This is a genomic window from Nostoc sp. JL31, from assembly GCF_017114965.1.
Lineage (GTDB): Bacteria > Cyanobacteriota > Cyanobacteriia > Cyanobacteriales > Nostocaceae > Nostoc > Nostoc punctiforme_A.
On the sequence record NZ_JABXKO010000021.1, the window covers coordinates 33,560 to 55,201 of the forward strand.

At 40.4% G+C, this 21,642-nt stretch carries 19 protein-coding genes; 11 read left to right on the forward strand and 8 right to left on the reverse strand.

Features of this window, described 5'->3' with window-relative positions; genetic code table 11:
• Positions 1-182: 182 nt before the first annotated feature.
• Positions 183-1,031 (reverse strand): ParA family protein, encoded by an 849-nt coding sequence (locus HWQ43_RS03540; RefSeq protein WP_292730309.1) that lies wholly within the window; start codon positions 1,029-1,031, stop codon positions 183-185.
• A 99-nt stretch (positions 1,032-1,130) separates the two neighbouring features.
• On the opposite strand from HWQ43_RS03540, the gene HWQ43_RS03545 reads away from it, so the two are divergent.
• The 8 genes from HWQ43_RS03545 to ureC all read left to right on the forward strand — a co-directional run bounded on the left by HWQ43_RS03545 (position 1,131) and on the right by ureC (position 7,577).
• Positions 1,131-1,910 carry a class I SAM-dependent methyltransferase gene (locus HWQ43_RS03545; protein WP_292730312.1) on the forward strand — a complete coding sequence of 260 codons (780 nt, stop codon included), beginning with the start codon at positions 1,131-1,133 and terminating at the stop codon, positions 1,908-1,910.
• 66 nt (positions 1,911-1,976) lie between these two features.
• On the forward strand, positions 1,977-2,849 hold the full coding sequence (locus tag HWQ43_RS03550; RefSeq protein ID WP_292730314.1) for a radical SAM protein: 873 nt from the start codon (positions 1,977-1,979) through the stop codon (positions 2,847-2,849).
• Between the two features lie 58 nt (positions 2,850-2,907).
• Entirely contained in the window at positions 2,908-3,405 is a 498-nt protein-coding gene (locus HWQ43_RS03555; RefSeq protein WP_292730317.1) for a hypothetical protein, read from the forward strand.
• Between the two features lie 17 nt (positions 3,406-3,422).
• Positions 3,423-4,193 carry a hypothetical protein gene (locus HWQ43_RS03560; protein ID WP_292730320.1) on the forward strand — a complete coding sequence of 257 codons (771 nt, stop codon included), beginning with the start codon at positions 3,423-3,425 and terminating at the stop codon, positions 4,191-4,193.
• Positions 4,194-4,267: 74 nt separating this feature from the next.
• Positions 4,268-5,107 (forward strand): urease accessory protein UreD, encoded by an 840-nt coding sequence (locus HWQ43_RS03565; protein WP_292730323.1) that lies wholly within the window; start codon positions 4,268-4,270, stop codon positions 5,105-5,107.
• A gap of 63 nt (positions 5,108-5,170) precedes the next feature.
• The gene (gene ureA, locus HWQ43_RS03570) at positions 5,171-5,473 is read left to right on the forward strand and encodes an urease subunit gamma (RefSeq protein ID WP_292730326.1); all 303 of its coding nucleotides are present in this window, start codon (positions 5,171-5,173) and stop codon (positions 5,471-5,473) included.
• A 21-nt stretch (positions 5,474-5,494) separates the two neighbouring features.
• Positions 5,495-5,800: an urease subunit beta gene (locus HWQ43_RS03575; RefSeq protein WP_292730329.1), complete on the forward strand. Its 306-nt coding sequence runs from the start codon at positions 5,495-5,497 to the stop codon at positions 5,798-5,800.
• 61 nt (positions 5,801-5,861) lie between these two features.
• Positions 5,862-7,577 (forward strand): urease subunit alpha, encoded by a 1,716-nt coding sequence (ureC, locus tag HWQ43_RS03580; protein ID WP_292730332.1) that lies wholly within the window; start codon positions 5,862-5,864, stop codon positions 7,575-7,577.
• A 91-nt stretch (positions 7,578-7,668) separates the two neighbouring features.
• Here the strand turns inward: ureC and HWQ43_RS03585 are convergent, their stop codons facing one another.
• On the reverse strand, positions 7,669-10,152 hold the full coding sequence (locus HWQ43_RS03585; RefSeq protein ID WP_292730335.1) for an NACHT domain-containing protein: 2,484 nt from the start codon (positions 10,150-10,152) through the stop codon (positions 7,669-7,671).
• 461 nt (positions 10,153-10,613) lie between these two features.
• On the opposite strand from HWQ43_RS03585, the gene HWQ43_RS03590 reads away from it, so the two are divergent.
• Both HWQ43_RS03590 and HWQ43_RS03595 read left to right on the forward strand, forming a co-directional pair.
• On the forward strand, positions 10,614-11,753 hold the full coding sequence (locus HWQ43_RS03590; protein WP_292730338.1) for a hybrid sensor histidine kinase/response regulator: 1,140 nt from the start codon (positions 10,614-10,616) through the stop codon (positions 11,751-11,753).
• A gap of 191 nt (positions 11,754-11,944) precedes the next feature.
• Positions 11,945-13,327, forward strand: coding sequence for an aldehyde dehydrogenase (locus HWQ43_RS03595; protein WP_292730341.1), 1,383 nt, complete (start codon positions 11,945-11,947; stop codon positions 13,325-13,327).
• A gap of 69 nt (positions 13,328-13,396) precedes the next feature.
• Here the strand turns inward: HWQ43_RS03595 and HWQ43_RS03600 are convergent, their stop codons facing one another.
• From HWQ43_RS03600 to HWQ43_RS03610, 3 genes are all read right to left on the reverse strand, one after another.
• On the reverse strand, positions 13,397-14,002 hold the full coding sequence (locus HWQ43_RS03600; RefSeq protein WP_292730345.1) for a sulfite oxidase-like oxidoreductase: 606 nt from the start codon (positions 14,000-14,002) through the stop codon (positions 13,397-13,399).
• A gap of 295 nt (positions 14,003-14,297) precedes the next feature.
• On the reverse strand, positions 14,298-14,471 hold the full coding sequence (gene rpmF / locus HWQ43_RS03605; protein ID WP_012407602.1) for a 50S ribosomal protein L32: 174 nt from the start codon (positions 14,469-14,471) through the stop codon (positions 14,298-14,300).
• 418 nt (positions 14,472-14,889) lie between these two features.
• Positions 14,890-15,381 (reverse strand): hypothetical protein, encoded by a 492-nt coding sequence (locus HWQ43_RS03610; protein WP_104905907.1) that lies wholly within the window; start codon positions 15,379-15,381, stop codon positions 14,890-14,892.
• Positions 15,382-15,583: 202 nt separating this feature from the next.
• On the opposite strand from HWQ43_RS03610, the gene HWQ43_RS03615 reads away from it, so the two are divergent.
• Positions 15,584-17,440 (forward strand): caspase family protein, encoded by a 1,857-nt coding sequence (locus HWQ43_RS03615; protein ID WP_292730350.1) that lies wholly within the window; start codon positions 15,584-15,586, stop codon positions 17,438-17,440.
• Positions 17,441-17,550: 110 nt separating this feature from the next.
• On the opposite strand, the gene HWQ43_RS03620 is transcribed toward HWQ43_RS03615, so the two are convergent.
• The 3 genes from HWQ43_RS03620 to dapA form a co-directional block, all read right to left on the reverse strand.
• Entirely contained in the window at positions 17,551-17,928 is a 378-nt protein-coding gene (locus tag HWQ43_RS03620) for a Mo-dependent nitrogenase C-terminal domain-containing protein (protein ID WP_292730353.1), read from the reverse strand.
• Between the two features lie 760 nt (positions 17,929-18,688).
• Positions 18,689-20,461: a ribonuclease J gene (locus tag HWQ43_RS03625; protein WP_292730356.1), complete on the reverse strand. Its 1,773-nt coding sequence runs from the start codon at positions 20,459-20,461 to the stop codon at positions 18,689-18,691.
• A gap of 286 nt (positions 20,462-20,747) precedes the next feature.
• Positions 20,748-21,632, reverse strand: a complete 885-nt coding sequence (gene dapA, locus HWQ43_RS03630; protein WP_292730359.1) for a 4-hydroxy-tetrahydrodipicolinate synthase — start codon at positions 21,630-21,632, stop codon at positions 20,748-20,750.
• Positions 21,633-21,642 lie beyond the last annotated feature (10 nt).

The window sequence follows — 21,642 nt, forward strand, 5'->3', positions numbered from 1 at the left end:
ATCGCCATTTTGGAGAGTTTTACTAGCATCTGATTGCTTTGGTGTTGCTTCGGACGAATCTTTACTTTTTTGAGCGTTGAAACTGTTAGTTAAACATTTTTCTACAGCTTTGGCAAGTTTTGGATCAGATTCTACAACTTCTGCGATCGCTCTTAATAAGTCTGCAATTTGTGATGCTTCTATTATCTACCTACTCTCTGAATAAATTCTTTAGTTAATTTCACCATAGAATCATCATATTTTTGTCTATAAGTCAAATAATTATTTAATTCTAACCCTTCGGCAATTCTTGCTCTTTCTAAAATTTTAGTTTCAAAAACTGGTGGATAGAAAGGGTTAACAATAATAGAGTTTAAATTTTCACTTTGGGCTATAGTTCGGTTGTAACGAGAAATTAATGTCCCAACTGTTTTTAAGTTATGTACATAATCTCTATTAAACTTTTCAATGTGTTCAAGTAATAAATCTAATCCATGAATGGACATTCGGTTTGGTACACAAGGGATTATACAAGCATTGCTAGCTAGAAATGCACTTTTAACTACTGTGTTAATATTTGGGGCGCAATCTATTAAAATATAATCATAATTATTTAATAAGGGTTTGAGGATTGTACGAATAAGCTCAACAGGTTTGAAGTTAAAAGAATAATAACCTGATGGCAATTCTTCCTGGATTTCAAATAGCCTTGGGCTTCTAGGTATCAGATGCAAGTGGGCAAAAGAATTTCTGTTTCTAACATTTGAAACATTGTGTTTAACTATAAAATTTTCGTTTTTAACATTTTCTAAAAAATATTCAGGATCTTTAAATAAATAAGGCAATGTCAATTTTTTACTTTCAAATTCTTTTTCCCAAACCTCTTCTGACATTAAAGCACTAGTCAAATTACTTTGAGGATCAAGGTCAATAGCAAGTACACGCTTTTTGTACATTGTATCGCCTGCTAAATATTCTGCTAACGCCATGACTATGGTAGTTTTGCCAACTCCACCCTTGAGGTTGCAAATGCTTATCACTTTAGCTGTCATAATTTCTGGTAGATTGACGCATTTCATGAGCTACAGTTCTATGCTTCCCTGAAAATACGCCCAACTAACAGGTTCATTTTTACTTTTATATCAAAACCCATGAGCCAAATTAATCCTGAAACAACCCCTTTACATACCTTAAACCCACTTAATCGGTTTTCTGACAGAGCAGAAGATTATGTAAAATATCGGCCAAGCTATCCCGCAGATGCAATTGATATTATCTTGGAAGGATTAGGTGAAAATTCACAACTCGTAGCAGCAGATATTGGTGCAGGTACAGGAATTGCTTCACGATTGTTAGCTGAACGAGGGTTTAATGTCATCGCCATAGAACCAAACGCAGCGATGCGAGAAGCTGCCCAAGCACATCCTTTGATAGAGTTTCGTGATGGAACAGCAGAATTTACCCAACTACCTGATAAATCAGTTGATTTAGTTACTTGTTTTCAAGCTTTCCACTGGTTCAATCCCGAACCAACTTTATTAGAATTCCACCGCATTTTAAAACCATCAGCACGCTTGGCTGTGGTGTGGAATAATCGAGAGAAAGAAGATGCCTTAACTACAGAATATAGCCGAATAGTCCGCGAAGCATCTAATAATCACCCGGCAGAATCTCGAATGCAGTCGGTAGAACCACTGTTAGTAACTCCCCATTTTATTAACATCCAGGAATATAATTTTACTTATAGGCAACAGTTAGATTTAGCTGCACTTATTGGACGAGCAATGAGTGTTTCTTACCTTCCGCGCGAAGGCTCGGCATACGAACAGCTTATTGATAATTTTGAAGAATTATATCAGCGCTTTCGTGATGAAAGTGGTTTTGTCTATATGGTCTATCGCACTAGCGTACACCTTGGTGAAGTAATTTAAAAATAAAAATGGGAATCATAAGAAGTAGGGTGCGTTAATTCACTCTCAATAAATATCAGGATTCACATGGCACAACCAAAATATGAAGGTTATTGCGAATGCATTCCTACCAAATTAGTCCGAGAAAAATTTGGAGATGTCAATGTTTATGCCCAAAATGCTAAATCACTTTTAACAAAAGCTACTGGTTTTATTGGTAATTATGATTTTACTCTAAATCCTTACAGGGGATGTCAATACGGTTGTAGTTATTGCTATGCTGCTGCATTTACCCCTAATGCTCAAATGCGCCAAAATTGGGGAAAATGGGTAATTTTTAAGGAAAATGCTGCTGAGATTTTAGCGAAAGAATTAAAAAAATGGTATGAAAAAAATCCCCAGACTCCTCCTAGTATATACATGAGTAGCGTTACCGATCCTTATCAACCACTTGAGTCTAAACATCAATTGACTCGTCGGTTGTTGGAGGTAATGCTAGATGTGGGGATTGACGGTTATCCAACTCCAACTTTGGTGATTCAAACTCGTAGCCCAATTATTACTAGAGATATTGATTATTTACAACGATTTAAGCGATTGCGAATTAATATGAGCATTTCCACTGGGAGCGAATTAGTGAGAAAAGATTTTGAACCGCGATCGCCCAGTATTAAAGCTAGACTAAATGCTATCACTAAAATCAAACAAAGTATTGATTATTTCAAAGGTTTTGTTCCTAAAATATCTATCACTATCACCCCTCTACTTCCTACTTTGCCAACTGATGAAGCTGCTTTTATTGACAAGTTAGCCATCGCCAATAGGGTTGTAATTCAAACTTTTCATGCTAGCCAGAGTCGTTCTATCATCGCATCAACTCGCCAAGAAGCTGAAGAAATTAAGCAAAAATACGCTTGGTGGTATGATGATGAGAAATTAAGCTATATGAAATTTAAATAAAAGTTAGTTTCTCGGCTTCCAAGTGTAGAAATTATGGAAGGTAAAGAGGGATTTGGTTATGAATAATCCTATCAGAAATTGGTGGCGAAGTCAGCAGTTTAAATTATCTTTGAGACGCGGGGATATCCGACATTCAACGCAATTATTGCAAGAAATTCAAAAATCAGGTGCAAGATTCTCATGGTTAGAAAAACTATTTAGGGATAAACTTCAACTTGAACGTTATTCCCAAGAATACAAACGACAAACAGAAACTTTAAATAAACAATTAACAGAAGCATCTCAGGAAAAAGATGATTTTATATTAATCCCAGATGAGGAATTTGTTAAATATATTTATAAAGCTTTTAATTTAATACAGCACGATGAATATAAACTGCAATCTACTAGTATTGATGAACGTATATTTGATGATTTTGAATCAAAACTAGTTGAATATCTCAAAGAAGAATTTAGTAAGATTCCTGAAAAACAGTTATTTATTAAGCTAGAAGACGGTCTTGAGGATATTAATAACTTAAAAATTGGACAAGATCCAGACTACCTTTTAGTCTAACTCCTCATGTCTACTTTATGAAGTATTTTTTAGATAATGTATCTTGCATATATTTAGCTTGGTTTCTCATTTACCAAGATGTTTTACTACCAAGTAAGATTAATATCCTTGATATTGCAGCAGGCCCAGGAACAGTTGCTTATAGTTTAGCTTTATTCCTCCAAAGTAGTAGCGGTTTTTTTCATATCCCACAAATGCACATATCTTACTACTCTTTAGAAAAACAAGATGCTTTCCAGTTTCGTGGGCTTCAGTTTTGGCGACGATATATAGAATCGCGTCTAACCCCAGTAAATGCATTCTTCCGCTTTGTTACTACTGATATTTTTACTTGGAAAAGCCAATCGAATAATCTACCCAAAGATTTTTTCGACTTTATCGTAATTTCCCACTGCTTCTTTATAGATAAAGCGAAGAGGGTTGAAGCTAATAATACTTATAAGCAAATATTTGCCACTAGCTTAAAAAATTCAGGTTATATTCTGCTAATTGTGCAAAATAAAAAGTTATTCAAAATTTACGATGTTCACCAATTTGAAAACCAAGAACAGGAAAAAAATGTAGTGGAGAAATTTTTAGCAGAACTGGGATTAGAGTTAGTTTGGTATAGGTATCTAACCTCAACAGGTTCAAGAACATCTTTGCCCGGTGCTGAATTTGCTAAGTTTGCTCAAGACAAATTACCAAAAAAGCTGTATATGAGTCCAATATTGCAACAGTATTTTGGTCAGAAGCATCAGTCAAACTATACATTAGATGATTATGTAATATTGGCGAGAAAATCATGATAAATTGCAGGTAAAATACCAAAGAATGCATTAAATAAATATAAGATATCTTAACTTTAATTTTGAATTTATAAATGACCTGCAATTCACAAATAGCAGAAGGTTGGCATGGCAAACTTAATTTAGTCTATGCCGATCGCCAGGGTAAAACCCAATTAATTTACAATCACCAACAAGCGCCCCTGAAGGTACAACGCCCATTTTATCCAGAAGGGGAAAAAGTTTGTCATAGCGTCATTTTACACACGGCTGGGGGAATGGTGGGAGGCGATCGCTTATCCTCTAACATCCATCTCCAACCCCAAACCCAAGCTTTAATTACTACGGCGGCTGCAAGCAAGATATACCGCAGTAATGGCTTACAAGCTAGACAAACCATTGAGATACAAGTTGATGCTGGCGCTTGTTTAGAGTGGTTGCCGCAAGAGACAATTTTATTTAACGACGCGATTTATCGGCAAGATTTACGGGTTAAATTAGCAACCGGGGGCAGTTGGTTAGGCTGGGAAATTACCCGATTTGGTCGCAGTGCTAGAGGAGAAAAATTCTTGCAAGGAGAATGGCGATCGCACACGGAAATTTGGCAACAAGATATTCCCTTGTGGATTGATCGGCAATCGTTACGAGGTAGCGAAGAAACTTTTCACAGTCCCCACGGCTTGGCTGGAAAACCAATAGTAGGTAGTCTAGTTTGGGTTGGTGGCGCAGTTTCAGCAGAAATTGTCGAAAAAACGCGAAATTTATGGCATGGCAAAGGAGAAGCGGGTGTTAGTCGGTTACAACATGGATTATTGTGTCGATATCGCGGTTCTTCTACATCTGAGGTGAGGAACTGGTTTATTAATGTTTGGCAGTTGCTGCGAGTTTGTTTTTTGAATCGTGGTAATTGTATACCAAGAGTGTGGCAGGTTTAAACGAACCGCCATCGCGCAGCGTCTCGCAGAGAAGACGCCAAGAACGCCAAGAGGAAGATAAGAATGCAACTTACGCCGCAGGAAAAAGATAAGCTATTAATTTTTACTGCTGCTTTATTAGCAGAAAGACGGAAATCAAGGGGTTTAAAACTGAATTATCCTGAAGCGATCGCTTATATTTCTGCTGCCATTTTAGAAGGTGCAAGAGATGGGCAAACTGTAGCTGAATTAATGAGTTATGGTACAACTCTCTTGACGCGGGATGATGTCATGGAAGGGATACCTGAAATGGTGCATGATGTACAGGTAGAAGCTACTTTTCCTGATGGCACAAAGTTAGTAACAGTGCATAATCCAATTCGTTAATTTTGTAATTTTTAATTTATTATGATTCCTGGAGAAATTATCACACCAGAAGGTGAAATTGAACTAAATGTTGGTCGTCCAACTATAAAATTACAAGTGTCAAATACAGGCGATCGCCCCATACAAGTCGGTTCTCACTATCACTTTTATGAAGTCAACACCGCCTTAAACTTTGACAGAGAACAAGCGCGAGGAATGCGTCTCGATATCCCCGCCGGAACCGCAGTTCGCTTTGAACCAGGCGACGAAAAAGAAATAACTCTAATCCCCCTAGTTGGTACTCGCCAAGTCTACGGCTTCAACGCCAAAATTAACGGAAACCTCTAAAAACCTCCGCGTACCTCTGCGCTTCCCTCAGCGTCCCTTTGCGTTAAAAAAAGGATTTTATATGAGTTACAGAATGGATCGCCGCGCCTACGCCGAAACTTACGGGCCAACTGTAGGCGATCGCATCCGACTTGCAGACACAGAATTATTTATTGAAGTTGAACAAGATTTCACCACCTACGGCGATGAAGTAAAATTTGGCGGTGGTAAAGTCATCCGAGACGGTATGGGACAATCCCCCATTTCTAACGCCGATGGTGCTGTAGATTTAGTAATTACTAATGCCTTAATTCTGGATTGGTGGGGTATTGTCAAAGCGGATATTGGCATTAAAGATGGCAAGATTTTCAAAATTGGTAAAGCCGGAAATCCTTATATTCAAGACAATGTAGATATTATTATTGGCCCCGGAACCGAAGCCTTAGCTGGTGAAGGAATGATTCTCACTGCTGGCGGTATCGATGCCCATATTCATTTTATTTGCCCCCAACAAATTGAAGTTGCGATCGCTTCCGGGATTACCACCATGATCGGCGGTGGTACTGGCCCAGCTACGGGTACAAATGCCACTACCTGCACCCCCGGCCCTTGGAATATTTACCGAATGTTGCAAGCTGCTGATGCTTTTCCCGTCAACTTAGGATTTTTGGGTAAAGGTAATGCTAGTCAACCCCAAGGACTTGTAGAACAAGTAGCCGCCGGTGCAATGGGGTTAAAACTACATGAAGACTGGGGAACCACACCCGCAGCAATTGATACTTGCCTTAGCGTTGCCGATGAATATGATGTGCAAGTAGCGATTCATACTGATACTCTGAACGAAGCCGGATTTGTCGAAGATACGATCGCCGCTTTCAAGAATCGTACCATCCACACCTACCACACTGAAGGCGCAGGCGGGGGACACGCACCAGATATCATCAAAGTTTGTAGCCAAGCCAATGTTCTGCCATCTTCCACCAATCCCACACGTCCTTACACCCTTAACACCTTAGACGAACACCTGGATATGTTGATGGTATGCCATCACCTCGACCCTGCGATCGCTGAAGATGTCGCTTTTGCCGAATCTCGCATCCGCCGAGAAACCATTGCTGCCGAAGACATTTTGCACGACTTAGGCGCATTTAGCATGATTTCTTCCGACTCTCAGGCAATGGGAAGGGTAGGCGAAGTGATAATTCGCACCTGGCAGACATCTCACAAAATGAAGGTACAACGGGGAACTCTTAACCCACAAGGAACTGAGCAACAAGCAGACAACTTTCGTGCAAAAAGATATGTTGCTAAGTATACGATTAATCCTGCGATCGCTCACGGAATTGCTCAATATGTGGGTTCAGTGGAAGAGGGAAAATTAGCAGATTTATGTTTGTGGCGTCCTGCATTTTTCGGCGTGAAACCAGAAATAGTGATTAAAGGCGGAATGATTGCATGGGCACAAATGGGCGATGCTAACGCCAGTATTCCTACACCGCAACCAGTGTATATACGACCGATGTTTGGTAGTTTTGCTGGGGCGCGTCATGCCACATCATTAACTTTTGTTTCGCAAGCAGCTTTAGAGAAAGAAATTCCCAGCCAGCTAGGTTTACAAAAGGCAGCAGTTGCAGTTTCTGGGACACGCCAATTGAGTAAGCGGGATATGAAGCTGAATGATGCACTACCTCACATTGAAGTAGATCCAGAAACATACCAAGTCAGGGCAGATGGAGAGTTGCTGATTTGTGAACCTGCGACCGTTTTACCAATGGCACAGAGGTACTTTTTGTTTTAGTTCATCACAGACCAATCTACTGAAGTCAGAAGTTACCAAGAAAGGATTATCGAAACTTCTAAATACCTAGATAAAGGTTTAAAATGCAAAATTAGGAAATCTCTTTGTTATTTTCCATTTTTAATTTACTTATTGGTAATAGCAAGTTATGCTCAATTTCTTGTCTAATTTTATCGCTAATATTACAATCGCTGTTTAAGCAGTTAACCAGGAGCTTGTTACTATTATAATACTGCTGTAGTAGTTTAGCTTGTCTATAACTGAATTGCCAGTTATGACCAATATTACGATGTTCAATCATTAAAGCTATTAACTGCTCAGTCCAGGCTTGACTATTTTTATCCCACCATTCTCCAAATCCTTCTAGTTCCTCAAATAGGTTTTTCCATTCTGGTATTGCCTCATTAAGTTTATCTATTAGTAACTGCAATGCCGTCTTAAATTCTGATTCAAAAGAAGAAGCTAAATCAATAGCCTTTCCAAGAAAATCGTCAATATCAGCTATATCACACCAAGCATTATCCCGATCAAGTAACGCTTGTCCACGAGATGATTTATCAATAGTTTCATCAAGAATATCAGTAGCATCAAGACCTTGAAAAAAAGCGTTAGCTAGGTCATCACTAAGAACAAGACTATTTGTGAGAACCTCATTGAGTAACCAATCTATCTCTATATCATCTAAAGTATCTTCTGAATCCCATCCAAGAGCATTATCTAAATCATATAAACTATTTCCTGAATCCCCTTCAATAGTATTATCTAATTTATTTTGTTCACTATCTAAAGTCATTTCAAAATACAATGCTCTGATAGCTGCTGGCTTGTAAAAAGATTCAAATGAACTAGATTTACAATCAAGCCATTCTAAAAAATGCTGTAATTTCTCATCCGAAGCAGTTAGCTTATCAATTTTTTGTTTCATTAATAATACTAAATTATCTGGCTCTTCCATAATTCCAACTGCGAGTAAAAATACCTCCTGCCAGCGTTTTTCATTAATGTGATGCACTAAATCTTTATATGCTAAAGTAGCTACAATTTTTCTAGCACAAAAATACTCTTGAAAAGTCAGATGCGAAAAAGAATAAATTCCTTTTGCTCTTTCTACCAATAAGCCATGCTGGGCTTCAATAGATTTCAAAACGTCTTCGCTATCAACTTCCCAAACTTGTGTTTCTAAATTAGCATCCTGTAAATTACTGATAAATTTGGCGATATATGCCTCTACAGTTTTTTGTTTAAAAAAATAGTCTTTCTGCTCAAAGGTAGTAAAAGCAATTTCACTTAGTAAATCTTCTTTACAGTCCAAAGATAAATTTTTATAAACTTGATTGCGCTCAATGTTCCATTTAGAGTCCCATTTCTTAAGCAATATATCCAACCCTTCTTTATAAAGTTCTGAACGGTTTGCTGGAAAATCTTCGTTTTCCTCAAATACCAGACACAGCAAGGTTAGCAATAGTGGATTAGTTGCCAGTTCAAAAATTCGTTTGTTTGCTTGTAGTTTTTCAATAAATCTTTCAGCTTTAACTTGGCAGATTAAGCGGAACCAGTTGTGAGCGAAAATGGCAATCTGTTCTTCGTCAAAATCTGCTACTTCCACTTCAGTAAACTGTTCAAAAGTGTATTTTTGGGCAGCTATACGACAGGTTATAACAAATTGATTGGTGTGGAACTGTTCGGAAATATTCCGAGTTTGCCATAAAATACGCTTTGTATCTTCTTCTCTAACTTCATCGAGACCATCCAGTAAAACCAAAACTTTACCCTGTCTCAACAGCTGCTCAGTTTTCACGCTGCTATTTTGGATACCACAGATAAATAATTGTTGAGTAATGTACTGGAGAATATCTAGCTGTTTAGGGTCTTGTGCGAAGTCTTTAAGGATGATGAATACGGGAACTCGGTTTGTCAAAAACTGCCCTTCGATACAGTGCATCGCTAAATACTTCAAAAATGTAGTCTTTCCTGCGCCCGGTTTACCTAAAACCATTAGTTTATTGTGATGCTGCACTGCTTTTAGCCCTGGCACGCGCTTCTCACTGGGTTCATGAAGTCCAAAATGATCAAAGTCTTCCCGATCAAACTTTTGCAGCAGTTGCCCAATTTTCACTCGCCTGCGTTTTGTGGTTTTCTCCAGAATGTTGACGTTAGTATAGATGCCTCGCTCTCCAGTTAACTCAATAGGCTGATCCATATCCAGCACACGCATCGTTCCACATTTCTCTTTGATGCTGCGTTTAATCTTTTCCCGGATTTCTTGAACTAGAGCATCAATATCATCCTCTGCAATGTCAGCAGTTGAGCTACCAGAAGGTTTCTGCTGGGAATATCGCTTTTCAAGATACTCCCGCAAGCGGCTTTCTTTCACAAGCCCACTGCCGCAAATACTGAACTTTTTGTAAACCCCCGTTAGAAAACTGTTGAGATTGCTGTTAGAGATGTTAAGCACTTGTGCAACTTGAACTCGACTCTTGCCATTACCAAAGATTTCCAAAAAGACTGCCTTTTCTCGGTTTGACAATTCGCTGTATTGCTTTAGTTGTGTCAGGAAGTCTTTTGGTAACGACATATACCTATTGTAAAATCAGCTTCAAGTTCAGTTTAGCGTGCGTTTCAAGCAGAATTACGGCAAGTCATCAGATGTCAAGATAAGTCAAGATAAGTCACTACAAGTCAAATAAATAACTACAAAACAAAATTGCGACATTGAACTCAGTCAAGCAACTGAGGCGATCGCAATGTTAGAAATATTAATTACTCTGATTCTCAAGAAATCTATTGAAGTTATCCTAGTGCTATTGCTGAAAAAAATCTGGGCATGGCTGCTGAGGGATGAAAGCTTTCAATGTCTCAACCACTTTCTGAAAATGCAGATTCTCTGTATCTTGATTGGATTTTGCTCAAAACATCTCTAAAGTCTCTGCCTGAGCCAACAAAAGAGAACGATTCACACACATATAGCTAGACAAATTGTTACAAATACAGCTAGCCTTATCAAAAATTTACTTTTACCCCGTAGCTTGCATCTATATGACTTCACAATCTTCTCGTTCTGACAAAATTCTAGTTGTCGATGACTCTCCTGATAACGTGTTTTTGATCAAAACTATTTTGGAGGAAGAAGGTTACACCATTAGCACCGCAGAAAATGGGATTTCGGCCTTGGCAGAATTGAAAGCTTCTCCTTGTGACTTGGTTCTTCTGGATCTGATGATGCCAGGTATGGATGGGTACGAAGTCACCAAGCACATTCGTGGAGAGATGAAATTGCCGCAATATATCCCCATATTGCTGATAACTGCCCACGATACGCCCAACGTCGCCCACGGTTTAGACTTGGGTGCTGATGATTTTATCCGCAAACCTGTAACAGTAGATGAATTGCTGGCACGAGTGCGATCGCTCCTGCGCTTGAAGCATAGTATGGATGAACGTGATGAAATTGCCCGTCAGCGAGAAGATTTTGTCTCCCGCCTTACCCACGACTTACGCACTCCCTTAGTAGCCGCCGATCGCATGTTAATGCTATTTCAGCAAGGTGCGTTGGGAACATTATCAGCGCAAATGCAGGAAGTAATCGCCATCATGGCCCGTAGCAATATCAACCTGCTTTCTATGGTGAATACTTTATTGGAAGTTTATCGCTTTGAAGCAGGTCGCAAAAGTTTGGCGTTTCAACCAGTCAATCTGGGCCAATTGCTAGAAGAGGTAACTGGAGAATTATCACCCTTAGCTCAAGACAAAGCACTGTCGCTAAGTGTGGATTTTACCGAAGAATCAAACACAGTCATGGGCGATCGCTTGGAGCTGCATCGTCTATTTACCAATCTCATCGGGAATGCGATCAAATTTACCGACTCCGGGTCTATTACTATTCGTTTTACTTCTCAACGCCAGTTCGATAAAAGTAATCAATCTCAGTTCTCTGAAACATCCAATTCCGTTGACTACATTAGAATTGAAATAGCGGATACAGGCCTAGGTATTCCCCCTGAAGAACAAGCTACCATTTTTGAACGATTTCGCCAAGGCAGTCATAAAAGTTCTGGTAGTGGCTTAGGACTGTATCTTGCTCGTCGAATTGTCGAGGCACATCAAGGCATTATTCTGCTTAATTCCGAGTTGGGCAAAGGTAGTATATTTATTGTGCTTCTACCTACCAAAGCATGAAAAAACTAGTAATTATAAATTATGAATTATAGAGTTTTTTATCCTGGTAATTCATGATTTACAATCTTACTACTATCTAGCGATAATTTAAAGTACAAATTTCAATTACAAAATCAAACGCTAAAAATTGACGAATCAAATATGCTGAGATAAGAGCATTAGCATTAAATAGTTTTTGATAGGACAAAACAATGATTACCACTGAATTATCTAACATTGGCAATATTATCCAGACTCAGCGAGATTTTTTTCAAACGGGCAAAACTAAAGATGTAAATTTTCGCATTGAACAACTGAAAAATCTGAAGCAAGCAATTATTGAGCATGAAAAGTCAATAGTCGAGGCATTACAAGCGGATTTACATAAACCAGAGGTAGAAACTTATCTTACAGAAATCAGCGTAATTAAGGATATTGATTACGCCATCAAACATCTTCAAAACTGGAGTAAGCCAAAAAAAGCAGCAGTTTCCTGGGATTTTTTTTCCTACTCAGCGAAAATTTATCCAGAACCATTAGGGGTTGTCTTAATTATTGGGCCTTGGAACTATCCATTTCAGTTAATTATCTCGCCGTTAATAGGTGCGATCGCAGCTGGAAATTGTGCAATTATTAAACCTTCAGAAATTGCTTCTCATACGTCTGATATCATAGCTAAGATTATTGCCAAACATTTTGACCCTGCTTATCTTGCAGTAGTAGAAGGAGGCGTGGAAGCAAGTCAAAAACTACTTGCAGAAAAATTTGACCATATCTTTTTTACTGGTGGCACAGCTGTCGGCAAAATCATCATGGCAGCAGCAGCAAAATATCTCACACCAGTGACTTTAGAATTGGGTGGCAAAAGTCCTTGTATTGTAGATACGGACATTAATCTGGAACACACTGTCAGACGAATTAGTTGGGGCAAATTTATTAATGCTGGACAAACTTGTATCGCCCCCGACTATCTTTTAGTTAATAAAATAATCAAAAAAGATTTAATAGATGGTCTGGAAAAATCCTTAAAAGAATTTTATGGCGAGAATCCTATAAACAGTCCTGATTATGCCAGGATTATCAGTCAAAAACACTTTGAAAGGTTGGTGAGTTTTCTCAAAGATGGAAAAGTTGTCATCGGTGGAGAAAATAAACCTTCAGAGCGTTATATTGCCCCAACACTTATTGATAATGTCTCACTAGAAGATTCTGTCATGCAGGAAGAAATCTTTGGGCCCATTTTACCCATCATTGAATATACTGACATTACAGAAGCGATCGCCTTGATTAACTCTAGACCCAAACCCTTGGCATTATATTTATTTTCTCAAGATAAAAACCTGCAAAAGCGAGTTTTGCAAGAAACTTCCTCTGGTGGAGTTTGTATTAATGACACAGTGATGCAGGTTGGTGTCTCGTCTTTACCATTTGGTGGAGTGGGAGATAGCGGTATCGGCAACTATCACGGCAAAGCTAGCTTTGACACCTTTTCCCATAAGAAAAGTGTATTGCAAAACTCTTTCTGGCTGGATTTAAAATGGCGATATGCTCCATATCAGGGCAAATTGCCGCTAATCAAGAAACTTCTAGGTTAGAAATTATGAGTTATGAGTTATGAATTTTGGACTCCTAACTCCTAACTCTAAACTTCTAACTCCTAACTATTAAATCCCAAAAGCGTTGCTGTAACGCTCCTCAGCCCAAGGTTCACCACGGCGATGGTAGCCATTGCGCTCCCAAAAACCAAGTTCTTCAGCAGCTAAAAATTCCAAACCATTAATCCACTTAGCACTTTTCCAAGCGTAGAGGTGGGGTACAACTAGCCGCATCGGGCCACCGTGTTCAGATGGAAGGTCTTCACCAAAGACTTTAAAAGCAAAGAAGTTTTCTTCGCGCAGACAATCTTCTACAGAAATATTGGTGGTGTAGCCGCCATAGCAGTGTTCCATAACGTGGGCTACTTTCGGGTCTAATTCAATCAGATCCATGAAATCTGTCACTTTTATGCCAGTCCATTTGACATCAAGTTTAGACCAGCGCGTTACACAGTGGAAGTCAGCTGTGAATTCGTGTTGAGGTAGCGCCATAAAGTCTGACCAACTAAAGGTAGCAGATTTTGCTAAACCCCAAACTCGAAACTCCCATTTCTCAGTGCTAACTTGGGGAGTTTCACCATAAGTTAATATGGGGAAACCTTTAGCTAAGTGTTGGCCAGGAGGAACGCGTTCGCCCTCTTCTTTACCTGGTTTTTGAAAAAATTTTCCTAGCATAGTTAGAGAAAAATCAGTTTTCTCAAGATGTTTACAAGCTTTTTTGCTGAGTTGCCAACAGTATCAGATGTTTTACTCTTTATATGAACTCTTGAATGATAGGTAATGGGTAATGGATATTTCCAATTACTCACTACCAATTTTTTTCGATCTAATGAGCTTATGTAGAGTGTCTATGATTCATAATGCAATCAGGAAAGCTAAGAAAAAGCATTTATCTAGCGATCGGAACTTTGATTGTTGAGTTTGGCAATCAAATCTATCGGTGCTGTTCGTGCTTTTCCTGACTGAGAAATTATGATTCTTCTTCCTCTTCTTCAGCAGTTGGATAAACAAATGTAGAACGTCCAGTCAAAATTGACTTGCCCAGAGATAGGGCTTTCTGAGCTTCAACGACGGCTTTATGCCTCCAGGTAGCTCGACGTTTATCTCGTTTTGATTTGGAAGTTTTCTTCTTAGGAACAGCCATGTCAGCAGATATCGCGATTCTTGACAACCTTCTTATTCTAGGCCATCCACTGACGCCAAAGACAACAGTTGAGTCAGGAATAAGTAAGTTGGGTTAAGACTGGCGTGGTGATGCTTTTACAGAAGGAGTTCTAAAAGTGACTTATTTGCGTCTCCTCTACTCTCAATACGGTTCGGATAAGGTTTTTTGATGACACGCCCTAGATTGCAAAGACGCGATAATTCGCCGTCTTTACAATAATCAGTCCTTTGTAGAGACGGCGATTCATCGCGTCTCTTGCCTTAACCGAACCGTATTACCTCTACTCTGACAAACAAGCAAGCAAGCAAGCAAGCAATGCGTAGCGTTTCCTTTAAGAGAAATTCCGAGCCAATGAAATCCTTGGTTCGGACTTTCTCTACGTGTCTAGCTCAACCCGTCATTTTGGCGTTGACACAGCGCTAGCTGCTGGAACTTGATTAGAGTTATTTTCAAAGAAAAGTAAAGATCGCGCAGTTTTGAAGTAAGTGGCCCAATTTTGAGCATCGGGACGTGATCGCCATTGAGGACGACTGACATCTAATGTCAGGACTGGTGCGATCGCTCCATAATTTTGTACGGACACAATGATAGAAACATCTGTCACCAAGATATCTTGGTCGAAGCTCCTTTGAGCAGCTGCCCTAGCGACCGCTTCTGCTCTCCTGAGAACGGTTTCATAGTTTTCTTCCGGCAGGCGGTCAATAGCTAGATCGACTCTAGCGGTGTAAGCTCGCACAACCTGCGGTGCGATCGCTTCCATCAAAAACCACGCAGGGACAGTAGATATAAGCAAAACTACTAAAGGAATTATCCGGATTCTTCTGGCAATTTGGCTAATAACTGAAAAGGGAGCGAGCGATGATGGTAGGTGAGCAGAAATTTTGCTCATGACCTTCTATCTCCTTAGTAATGATCTGTTATTGAAATTAGGTAAAGGTATTTTCCGGCTAATTAACGTAATAAAAATTACATTCTAACTTAAGATTCAATTAGAATCACCTAGAGTATAAGACATCGGTTAGCTTTGTTTTTTTGGCAAAGCCAACCACAATTTTAAGACCAGCAAACAACAATAACTGACAAAGAGCGGGATGGCAAATTACTGGGCGATCGCGATTGGTATCAATCAATATCAGTTATTTCAACCTTTAAGTTGTGCCCAAGCAGATGCTGAGGCACTAGAAGATTTTTTGGTGACAGAGGCAGGTTTTCTCCCCAAGCACTGTCTAGTGATGACAGATACTTCGCCGCCGATTGGGGATAGATCGACTTACCCGACGAAGGAGAATATTTTGCTGCTGCTTGAAGATTTGGCAGCAACGAGTTGGCAACCGGAAGACTATCTGTGGTTATTCTTTAGCGGTTATGGAGTCAACTACAAATGCAAAGATTACTTAATGCCAGCAGAGGGCAACCCGGAACTGGTGCAAGAGACTGGCATAGAATTGCGATCGCTAATGCAAAGTCTGCAACTTGCTAACCTGAATGTATTGCTACTATTCGATATCAACCGCGCCTTTGGCACTCAAGCGGATGCTCCCGTTGGTGAAGAAACAATAGAACTAGCTCAAGAACTACAATTGGCGACAATTCTTTCTTGCCAACCAGAGCAATTTTCCCATGAGAGTAGCGAACTAGGCCACGGATTCTTTACAGCAGCTTTGTTAGAAGCTTTACGTTCTGGTAATGGCAGCAACTTGGCAGATTTAGAAAGCTACCTAAGCCTGATCGTGCCAAAATTATGTCACCATCACTGGCGTCCTATCCAAAACCCTGCCACTATCATCCCCTCAAGGCAGCAAGTAATCTTGCCAAAATTGGCAATGGAGGCTGATTTTCAGCCAGAAGTAGTGATTTATCCTGAAGAATCTTTTGCTGTTGCCCTTGCGGCTCCTCCCCTTGATGATTTCTCTAAAACTTCAGTAGATCGGGGCAGGCGGGGAGAAGCTAGTGTGAACTCCTCCCAACAGGTGAAGGGTCAAAAAGTCCAGGCGTCAGGTAGCGGATTAGTTGCCCAGCCAATGGCAGAAACTTCCTTGGGAGTGAATACCAGAGGAAGATTTATCCCTAATTCTTCCAAAGGTTACGTCTCTCGATTGCCATCGAATCAGCCAAGCATCCCTTTTTGGAAACAGTTTATCTTGTGGGGCGGAGGCAGCTTGCTGGTAGCAGGTTTAATCGCCGTAGTTTTTCTGCGTAATCAAGAAACTTTTAGAATTAAGCAAATATCAACTGCATCACCCAATGCTACTGTTAACGATCGCCAGGTTGTCGAAAATTTACCAAGCGATCGCACTTCACCAGTTAGACTCAAAAACCAATCTAGCGCCCAAATAACTTCTAGTTCCCAGTCAAAAAAGCGGAATCAAGCAGTATTAGACCTGGCGAAAATGTCGCTCAGACAAACTCAGGCTAGCGATTTGAGCATGGCGATCACTACAGCCCGAAAAATTCAATCGGGTGAACCACTGTACGAACAAGCTCAAGAGAATATTCAGATTTGGAGCCAGATGATTTTAGATTTAGCAGAAGGTCGTGCTAAACAAAGACAGTATGCCAGCGCTATTGCTGCTGCTCGACTAATCACCAAAGACGAAGCCCCCTACGCCAAAGCACAAGCAGCAATTAACCTGTGGCGCTTAGAGGGTAAGCAGTATGTGAGCAACAAAACTCTTTTAGATGCAGCTAATGCCTTAATTAAGTCTGAGCAGGCATCTACCTACAATCGAGCGATCGAAGTTGCCAAGAAAGTACCAGCAGATCAACCAGGCTTCGATACAGCCCAAAAATCGATCAATAAATGGAGTGAGAAAATTTTAGACCTGGCCAAGCGTCGCGCCGCCGAAGGAGAACGTAATGCCGCAATTGCGACCGCTGCTTTAGTGCCAGAGGAAACAGCCGCTTATGAAGATGCTCAGGATGCCATTCAAAAATGGCAAAAGAAATAGTAAAAAAATAATAAAAAATCGTTAGGAGTTAGGAATTAGGAGTTATATTATTGATCCCCGACCTCTTATTCCTGACTCCTAACTTTTTCCTCAGCGTTCATATCTCAGTATTAGCAGTACTGCGATACATCTTCGCCACACTCGTCGGCTAGATAGCACAACGCTCGGAAACGTAAACCAACCACTTCTTCATATAAGGGGTTGAGCTTGCACATGGGTGGGATGTGAAACAAGGTCTTCCCAAATAATTTGACATCGCGCTCAAAGGGGCACTGAGATGGAATCAGTTTGCACAAACGGTGAGCTAGTTGGCGATCGCTGACTTGAATGTTTTCTACTCGTTGCCGTAAGGGTTGGAGAATATCCCAGTAGGGCTTGGAAGGAGAATGGTTTAGCTGGGTTGCTTTATGGTCAGTAGTTTCTGCTTGATTGATTGATACCCAGCTAGCCAGGAAAATCTTTTTGGTGGTATTGTCGAATACCTTCATGGTTAACCCTCTGTGTTATTGAGGCTATTCACCTTTTTGATGAATATATACAACGTGGCAACGAACTTTCCCGGAAAAATCGCGTTCTGACTGCGATATAATGTAATACCTGATTAGCCACTTAAGTCAGAAGCTAATTTATTACTACGTCAAGTTAATCGCAAATTTCTGGGGATCGGTAGTGTAATATTACGATCTTGTTCATAACTTGACACAGTTTAAATTTTAATAAAGACATCCATCATTGGATAGGTTTTAGTGTAACATTTACACAACTTAATATAAGGTCTTTCTGAAAGTATTTTTGCTAAGTATAAACATCAGTAATATCCTAGAAGACATTTTTCCTCTCCGTGTTCCCACTTTCTCACGTAAGTGTGTCTTGTTCACCCCTGGCTGAATACTGTAGAAGTAGTGATTTTTGAGCGGCTAGAATCGATTTCATTTCACAAAACTTAGGTTGGCAGTGGCGATTTGAAAATAATACAGTCTGAAGCGTTAAAATGAGATGAACTTACTTATGGGTGTTTTTGTACTCTACAGCGCAATTCCTCCCGGCAGTACGCTGTACGCACGCCTCCGGTGGCAGTAGCCTAACAAGTTAGATCGCCTCCAAGAACTATAGATAATTTCTATACCCATTACAAAAGAAAACGCAAAGACGTTCAGAAAAATTCTGTGTCTTTGCGCCAATCGAAGTTTGAGCGGTGAAAGCCACTGCTCAAACTTCTCTTTGTATGAGATTTTTACCTTAAATTCTCTATGATGCTACCTGAGCAGCAGTCCGAGTCCGCCGTCTTCTCCCATCAGCAACTTTTACAGGTGGCTCATCAGGGATTTGCATTAACAAAGTCACAGATGGTTGACATTGCAATTCCCGACGAATGGAACGTTGCAATTCCCGTTCTAAAGTTCCTTGCAATCCACCCCAGTCTATATCTGCTGCTTCAGCTTGCTCAGGAGCAAATTCTGTCCAGCGCACAGAGAGGATTTCTTCAATGCGTTGTTTTACCCAGGTTTGTAACAGCGATCGCTCTACACTTGTAACTACACCCCGGAGGTGAGTTTCTGGTTTTGCTAACAGTTTACCATTCCAATCAATGGCAGCGGCAATGGTGATAATGCCTTCTGAAGCCATGCGTTGCCGTTCTTGCAGCACTTTGGCACTTACCATCCCCGAACTAGTAGTATCCACCAATTCGATACCAGATGGCACTTTCCCAGCGACGCGAATAGCATCTTCTGTCAGTTCGACAATATCACCATTCTGAATAATGATCATGTTTTCTGCGGGAATGCCCATACTCTGAGCCGTTTCTGCGTGCTTCACTAGCATCCGATGTTCGCCGTGAAATGGCACAAAGAACTTGGGTCGAGTTAAGGCAATCATCAGCTTTTGTTCTTCCTGACAGCCGTGACCGGAGACGTGAATCCCTTTATCCCGACCGTAGATCACTTTCGCACCTTGAATCATCAATTTATCAATGGTGTTGACTACTGCGATCGTATTTCCGGGAATTGGGTTAGCAGAGAATACTACCGTATCTCCTTGGCGAATTTTAATGTGAGGATGTTCTTTGTTGGCAATGCGGGTCATTGCTGCCATCGTTTCACCCTGAGAACCTGTAGTTAAGACTAAAACTTTTTCGTCAGGGAGATTACGAACTGCGTGCAATGGTTGCAGCAAATTATCTTCACATTTGATGTAACCTAAATTGCGGGCATGAGCAATCAAGTTCAGCATGGAACGCCCTACAACCGTCACTACACGGTTCTGCTTCTTGGCGATATCCAAAATCATGTTGATGCGATGGACGCTAGAAGCAAAGGTCGTGACGAATAATCGCCCACTGGCTTGACTAAATACTCTCTCCAAATTGGGATAAACTGAGCGTTCCGAAGGTGTAAACCCTGGTATCTCAGCGTTAGTAGAATCACTTAGGAGGCAAAGAACGCCTTTTTCACCATGTTCTGCTAGGCGTTGCAAATCAAACTTTTCACCATCCACTGGGGTATGGTCAATTTTAAAATCCCCTGTGTGAATGACTACACCAAGAGGAGTATGAATGGCAACAGTGAAACTATCAGCGATGGAATGAGTGTTGCGGATATATTCAACTAAAAAGTTTTTGCCAATCCGCACTACATCCCGTGGTAGAACTGTTCTGATTTCTGTGCGATCGCGGACTCCTGCTTCTTCTAATTTACCCTCTAGCATTGCCATTGCTAGTCTGGGACCATAAATCACCGGGATATCAAATTGCTTGAGATGAAAGGCAATCCCGCCAATATGGTCTTCATGACCGTGAGTAACGATCATCCCTTTAATTTTGTGGCGATTTTCCCGCAGATAGGTCGTATCTGGCAGAACAATATTTACTCCATGCATCGCCTGTGTGGGAAAAGCCAATCCTGCATCTAACAGGATAATTTCATCGTCATACTCAAAAAGACAGGTATTTTTCCCAATTTCGTGCAAACCGCCCAAAGGAATAATTTTCAAGGCGGAATTATTAGCTTCGTTTTTAGACATTTTCTCCTTAGATTGTTACTTGTGGTTAATTTAGTTGATAGTTAACGAACATGTATTTAAGACAACATCATTTGTCTCTTAATTCAGTCCCAAAGCAATCAAGTTTTAATTGAAATCTTCAATTTTTTATTCAATAAAATCGACTGTACACTGAAGAATTTATAATATGTCTATCAGTCCTAGCACAGATTTTTAAATTGCAACTTATGAACAATTATGGTCATTGGTTTATATGTATCTTTAGAAAGCCAAAGCAGCAGATTACCAGCGCTTAACTAGATGGTGGCTAGATTAAACTAAGTTCTTTCAGTACCGCTTCTAACTTTTGACTGACTTCTAAATCAGGTTCGCATAGTGGCGGACGAGTTGAACCAACCTCCCAACCTTGAAGTTTCAGTGCTTTTTTCACTGGAATGGGATTTGAAGTGAGAAATAGAGCTTTAAACAACGGGAAAAGTTGGAGATGAATGTCGCTTGCTACCTCATTTTTTCCCGCACTAAAAGCTTGAATCATCTGCTGTAATTGGTTTCCTACCAGATGAGAAGCCACACTGACTACACCCTTTGCCCCGATCGCTAACAAGGGCAAAGTCATGTAATCATCACCAGAATAGATGTGGAATTCTTTTGGTGTCAAGCGACGAATTTCGCTTGCCTGATCTATATTACCAGTGGATTCTTTAATTCCGACAATATTGCTAACCTCAGCTAACCGGGCAACTGTTTCTGGCTGAAGGTTTTGTCCGGTACGACCTGGAACATTATATAACAACAACGGTAAGTCGGGACAGGCTTGTGCTATTGCCTTAAAGTGCGCTTCCAATCCCGCTTGCGGCGGTTTGTTGTAATAAGGAACAACTTGTAAGGAACCATGTACTCCTATTTTAGACGCTTTTTGGGTGGCTGCGATCGCTTCTTTGGTGGAATTTGATCCACAACCTGCGATTACCTTGGCTTTTCCTGCCACGGACTGCAAGACCTCGACAAACAACTGGTATTCTTCATCCCAACTTAGCGTCGGGGATTCTCCTGTTGTGCCGCACATCACCAATGTATCTGTACCGTTGTTAGCTAGATGCGCCGCCAGTTCTGCCGCTACATCATAGTTGACACTACCATCTGCTTTAAATGGTGTAATCATAGCGGTTAAAACATTGCCAAAATCTCCCACCCTTTTTTCA

What these genes read in the sequence shown, in the direction of transcription:
- HWQ43_RS03540 (WP_292730309.1), bottom strand. Translation starts at nt 1,031, where the DNA reads ATGACAGCTAAAGTGATAAGCATTTGCAACCTCAAGGGTGGAGTTGGC.
- HWQ43_RS03545 (WP_292730312.1), top strand. Translation starts at nt 1,131, where the DNA reads ATGAGCCAAATTAATCCTGAAACAACCCCTTTACATACCTTAAACCCA.
- HWQ43_RS03550 (WP_292730314.1), top strand. Translation starts at nt 1,977, where the DNA reads ATGGCACAACCAAAATATGAAGGTTATTGCGAATGCATTCCTACCAAA.
- HWQ43_RS03555 (WP_292730317.1), top strand. Translation starts at nt 2,908, where the DNA reads ATGAATAATCCTATCAGAAATTGGTGGCGAAGTCAGCAGTTTAAATTA.
- HWQ43_RS03560 (WP_292730320.1), top strand. Translation starts at nt 3,423, where the DNA reads ATGAAGTATTTTTTAGATAATGTATCTTGCATATATTTAGCTTGGTTT.
- HWQ43_RS03565 (WP_292730323.1), top strand. Translation starts at nt 4,268, where the DNA reads ATGACCTGCAATTCACAAATAGCAGAAGGTTGGCATGGCAAACTTAAT.
- ureA (WP_292730326.1), top strand. Translation starts at nt 5,171, where the DNA reads ATGCAACTTACGCCGCAGGAAAAAGATAAGCTATTAATTTTTACTGCT.
- HWQ43_RS03575 (WP_292730329.1), top strand. Translation starts at nt 5,495, where the DNA reads ATGATTCCTGGAGAAATTATCACACCAGAAGGTGAAATTGAACTAAAT.
- ureC (WP_292730332.1), top strand. Translation starts at nt 5,862, where the DNA reads ATGAGTTACAGAATGGATCGCCGCGCCTACGCCGAAACTTACGGGCCA.
- HWQ43_RS03585 (WP_292730335.1), bottom strand. Translation starts at nt 10,152, where the DNA reads ATGTCGTTACCAAAAGACTTCCTGACACAACTAAAGCAATACAGCGAA.
- HWQ43_RS03590 (WP_292730338.1), top strand. Translation starts at nt 10,614, where the DNA reads ATGACTTCACAATCTTCTCGTTCTGACAAAATTCTAGTTGTCGATGAC.
- HWQ43_RS03595 (WP_292730341.1), top strand. Translation starts at nt 11,945, where the DNA reads ATGATTACCACTGAATTATCTAACATTGGCAATATTATCCAGACTCAG.
- HWQ43_RS03600 (WP_292730345.1), bottom strand. Translation starts at nt 14,002, where the DNA reads ATGCTAGGAAAATTTTTTCAAAAACCAGGTAAAGAAGAGGGCGAACGC.
- rpmF (WP_012407602.1), bottom strand. Translation starts at nt 14,471, where the DNA reads ATGGCTGTTCCTAAGAAGAAAACTTCCAAATCAAAACGAGATAAACGT.
- HWQ43_RS03610 (WP_104905907.1), bottom strand. Translation starts at nt 15,381, where the DNA reads ATGAGCAAAATTTCTGCTCACCTACCATCATCGCTCGCTCCCTTTTCA.
- HWQ43_RS03615 (WP_292730350.1), top strand. Translation starts at nt 15,584, where the DNA reads ATGGCAAATTACTGGGCGATCGCGATTGGTATCAATCAATATCAGTTA.
- HWQ43_RS03620 (WP_292730353.1), bottom strand. Translation starts at nt 17,928, where the DNA reads ATGAAGGTATTCGACAATACCACCAAAAAGATTTTCCTGGCTAGCTGG.
- HWQ43_RS03625 (WP_292730356.1), bottom strand. Translation starts at nt 20,461, where the DNA reads ATGTCTAAAAACGAAGCTAATAATTCCGCCTTGAAAATTATTCCTTTG.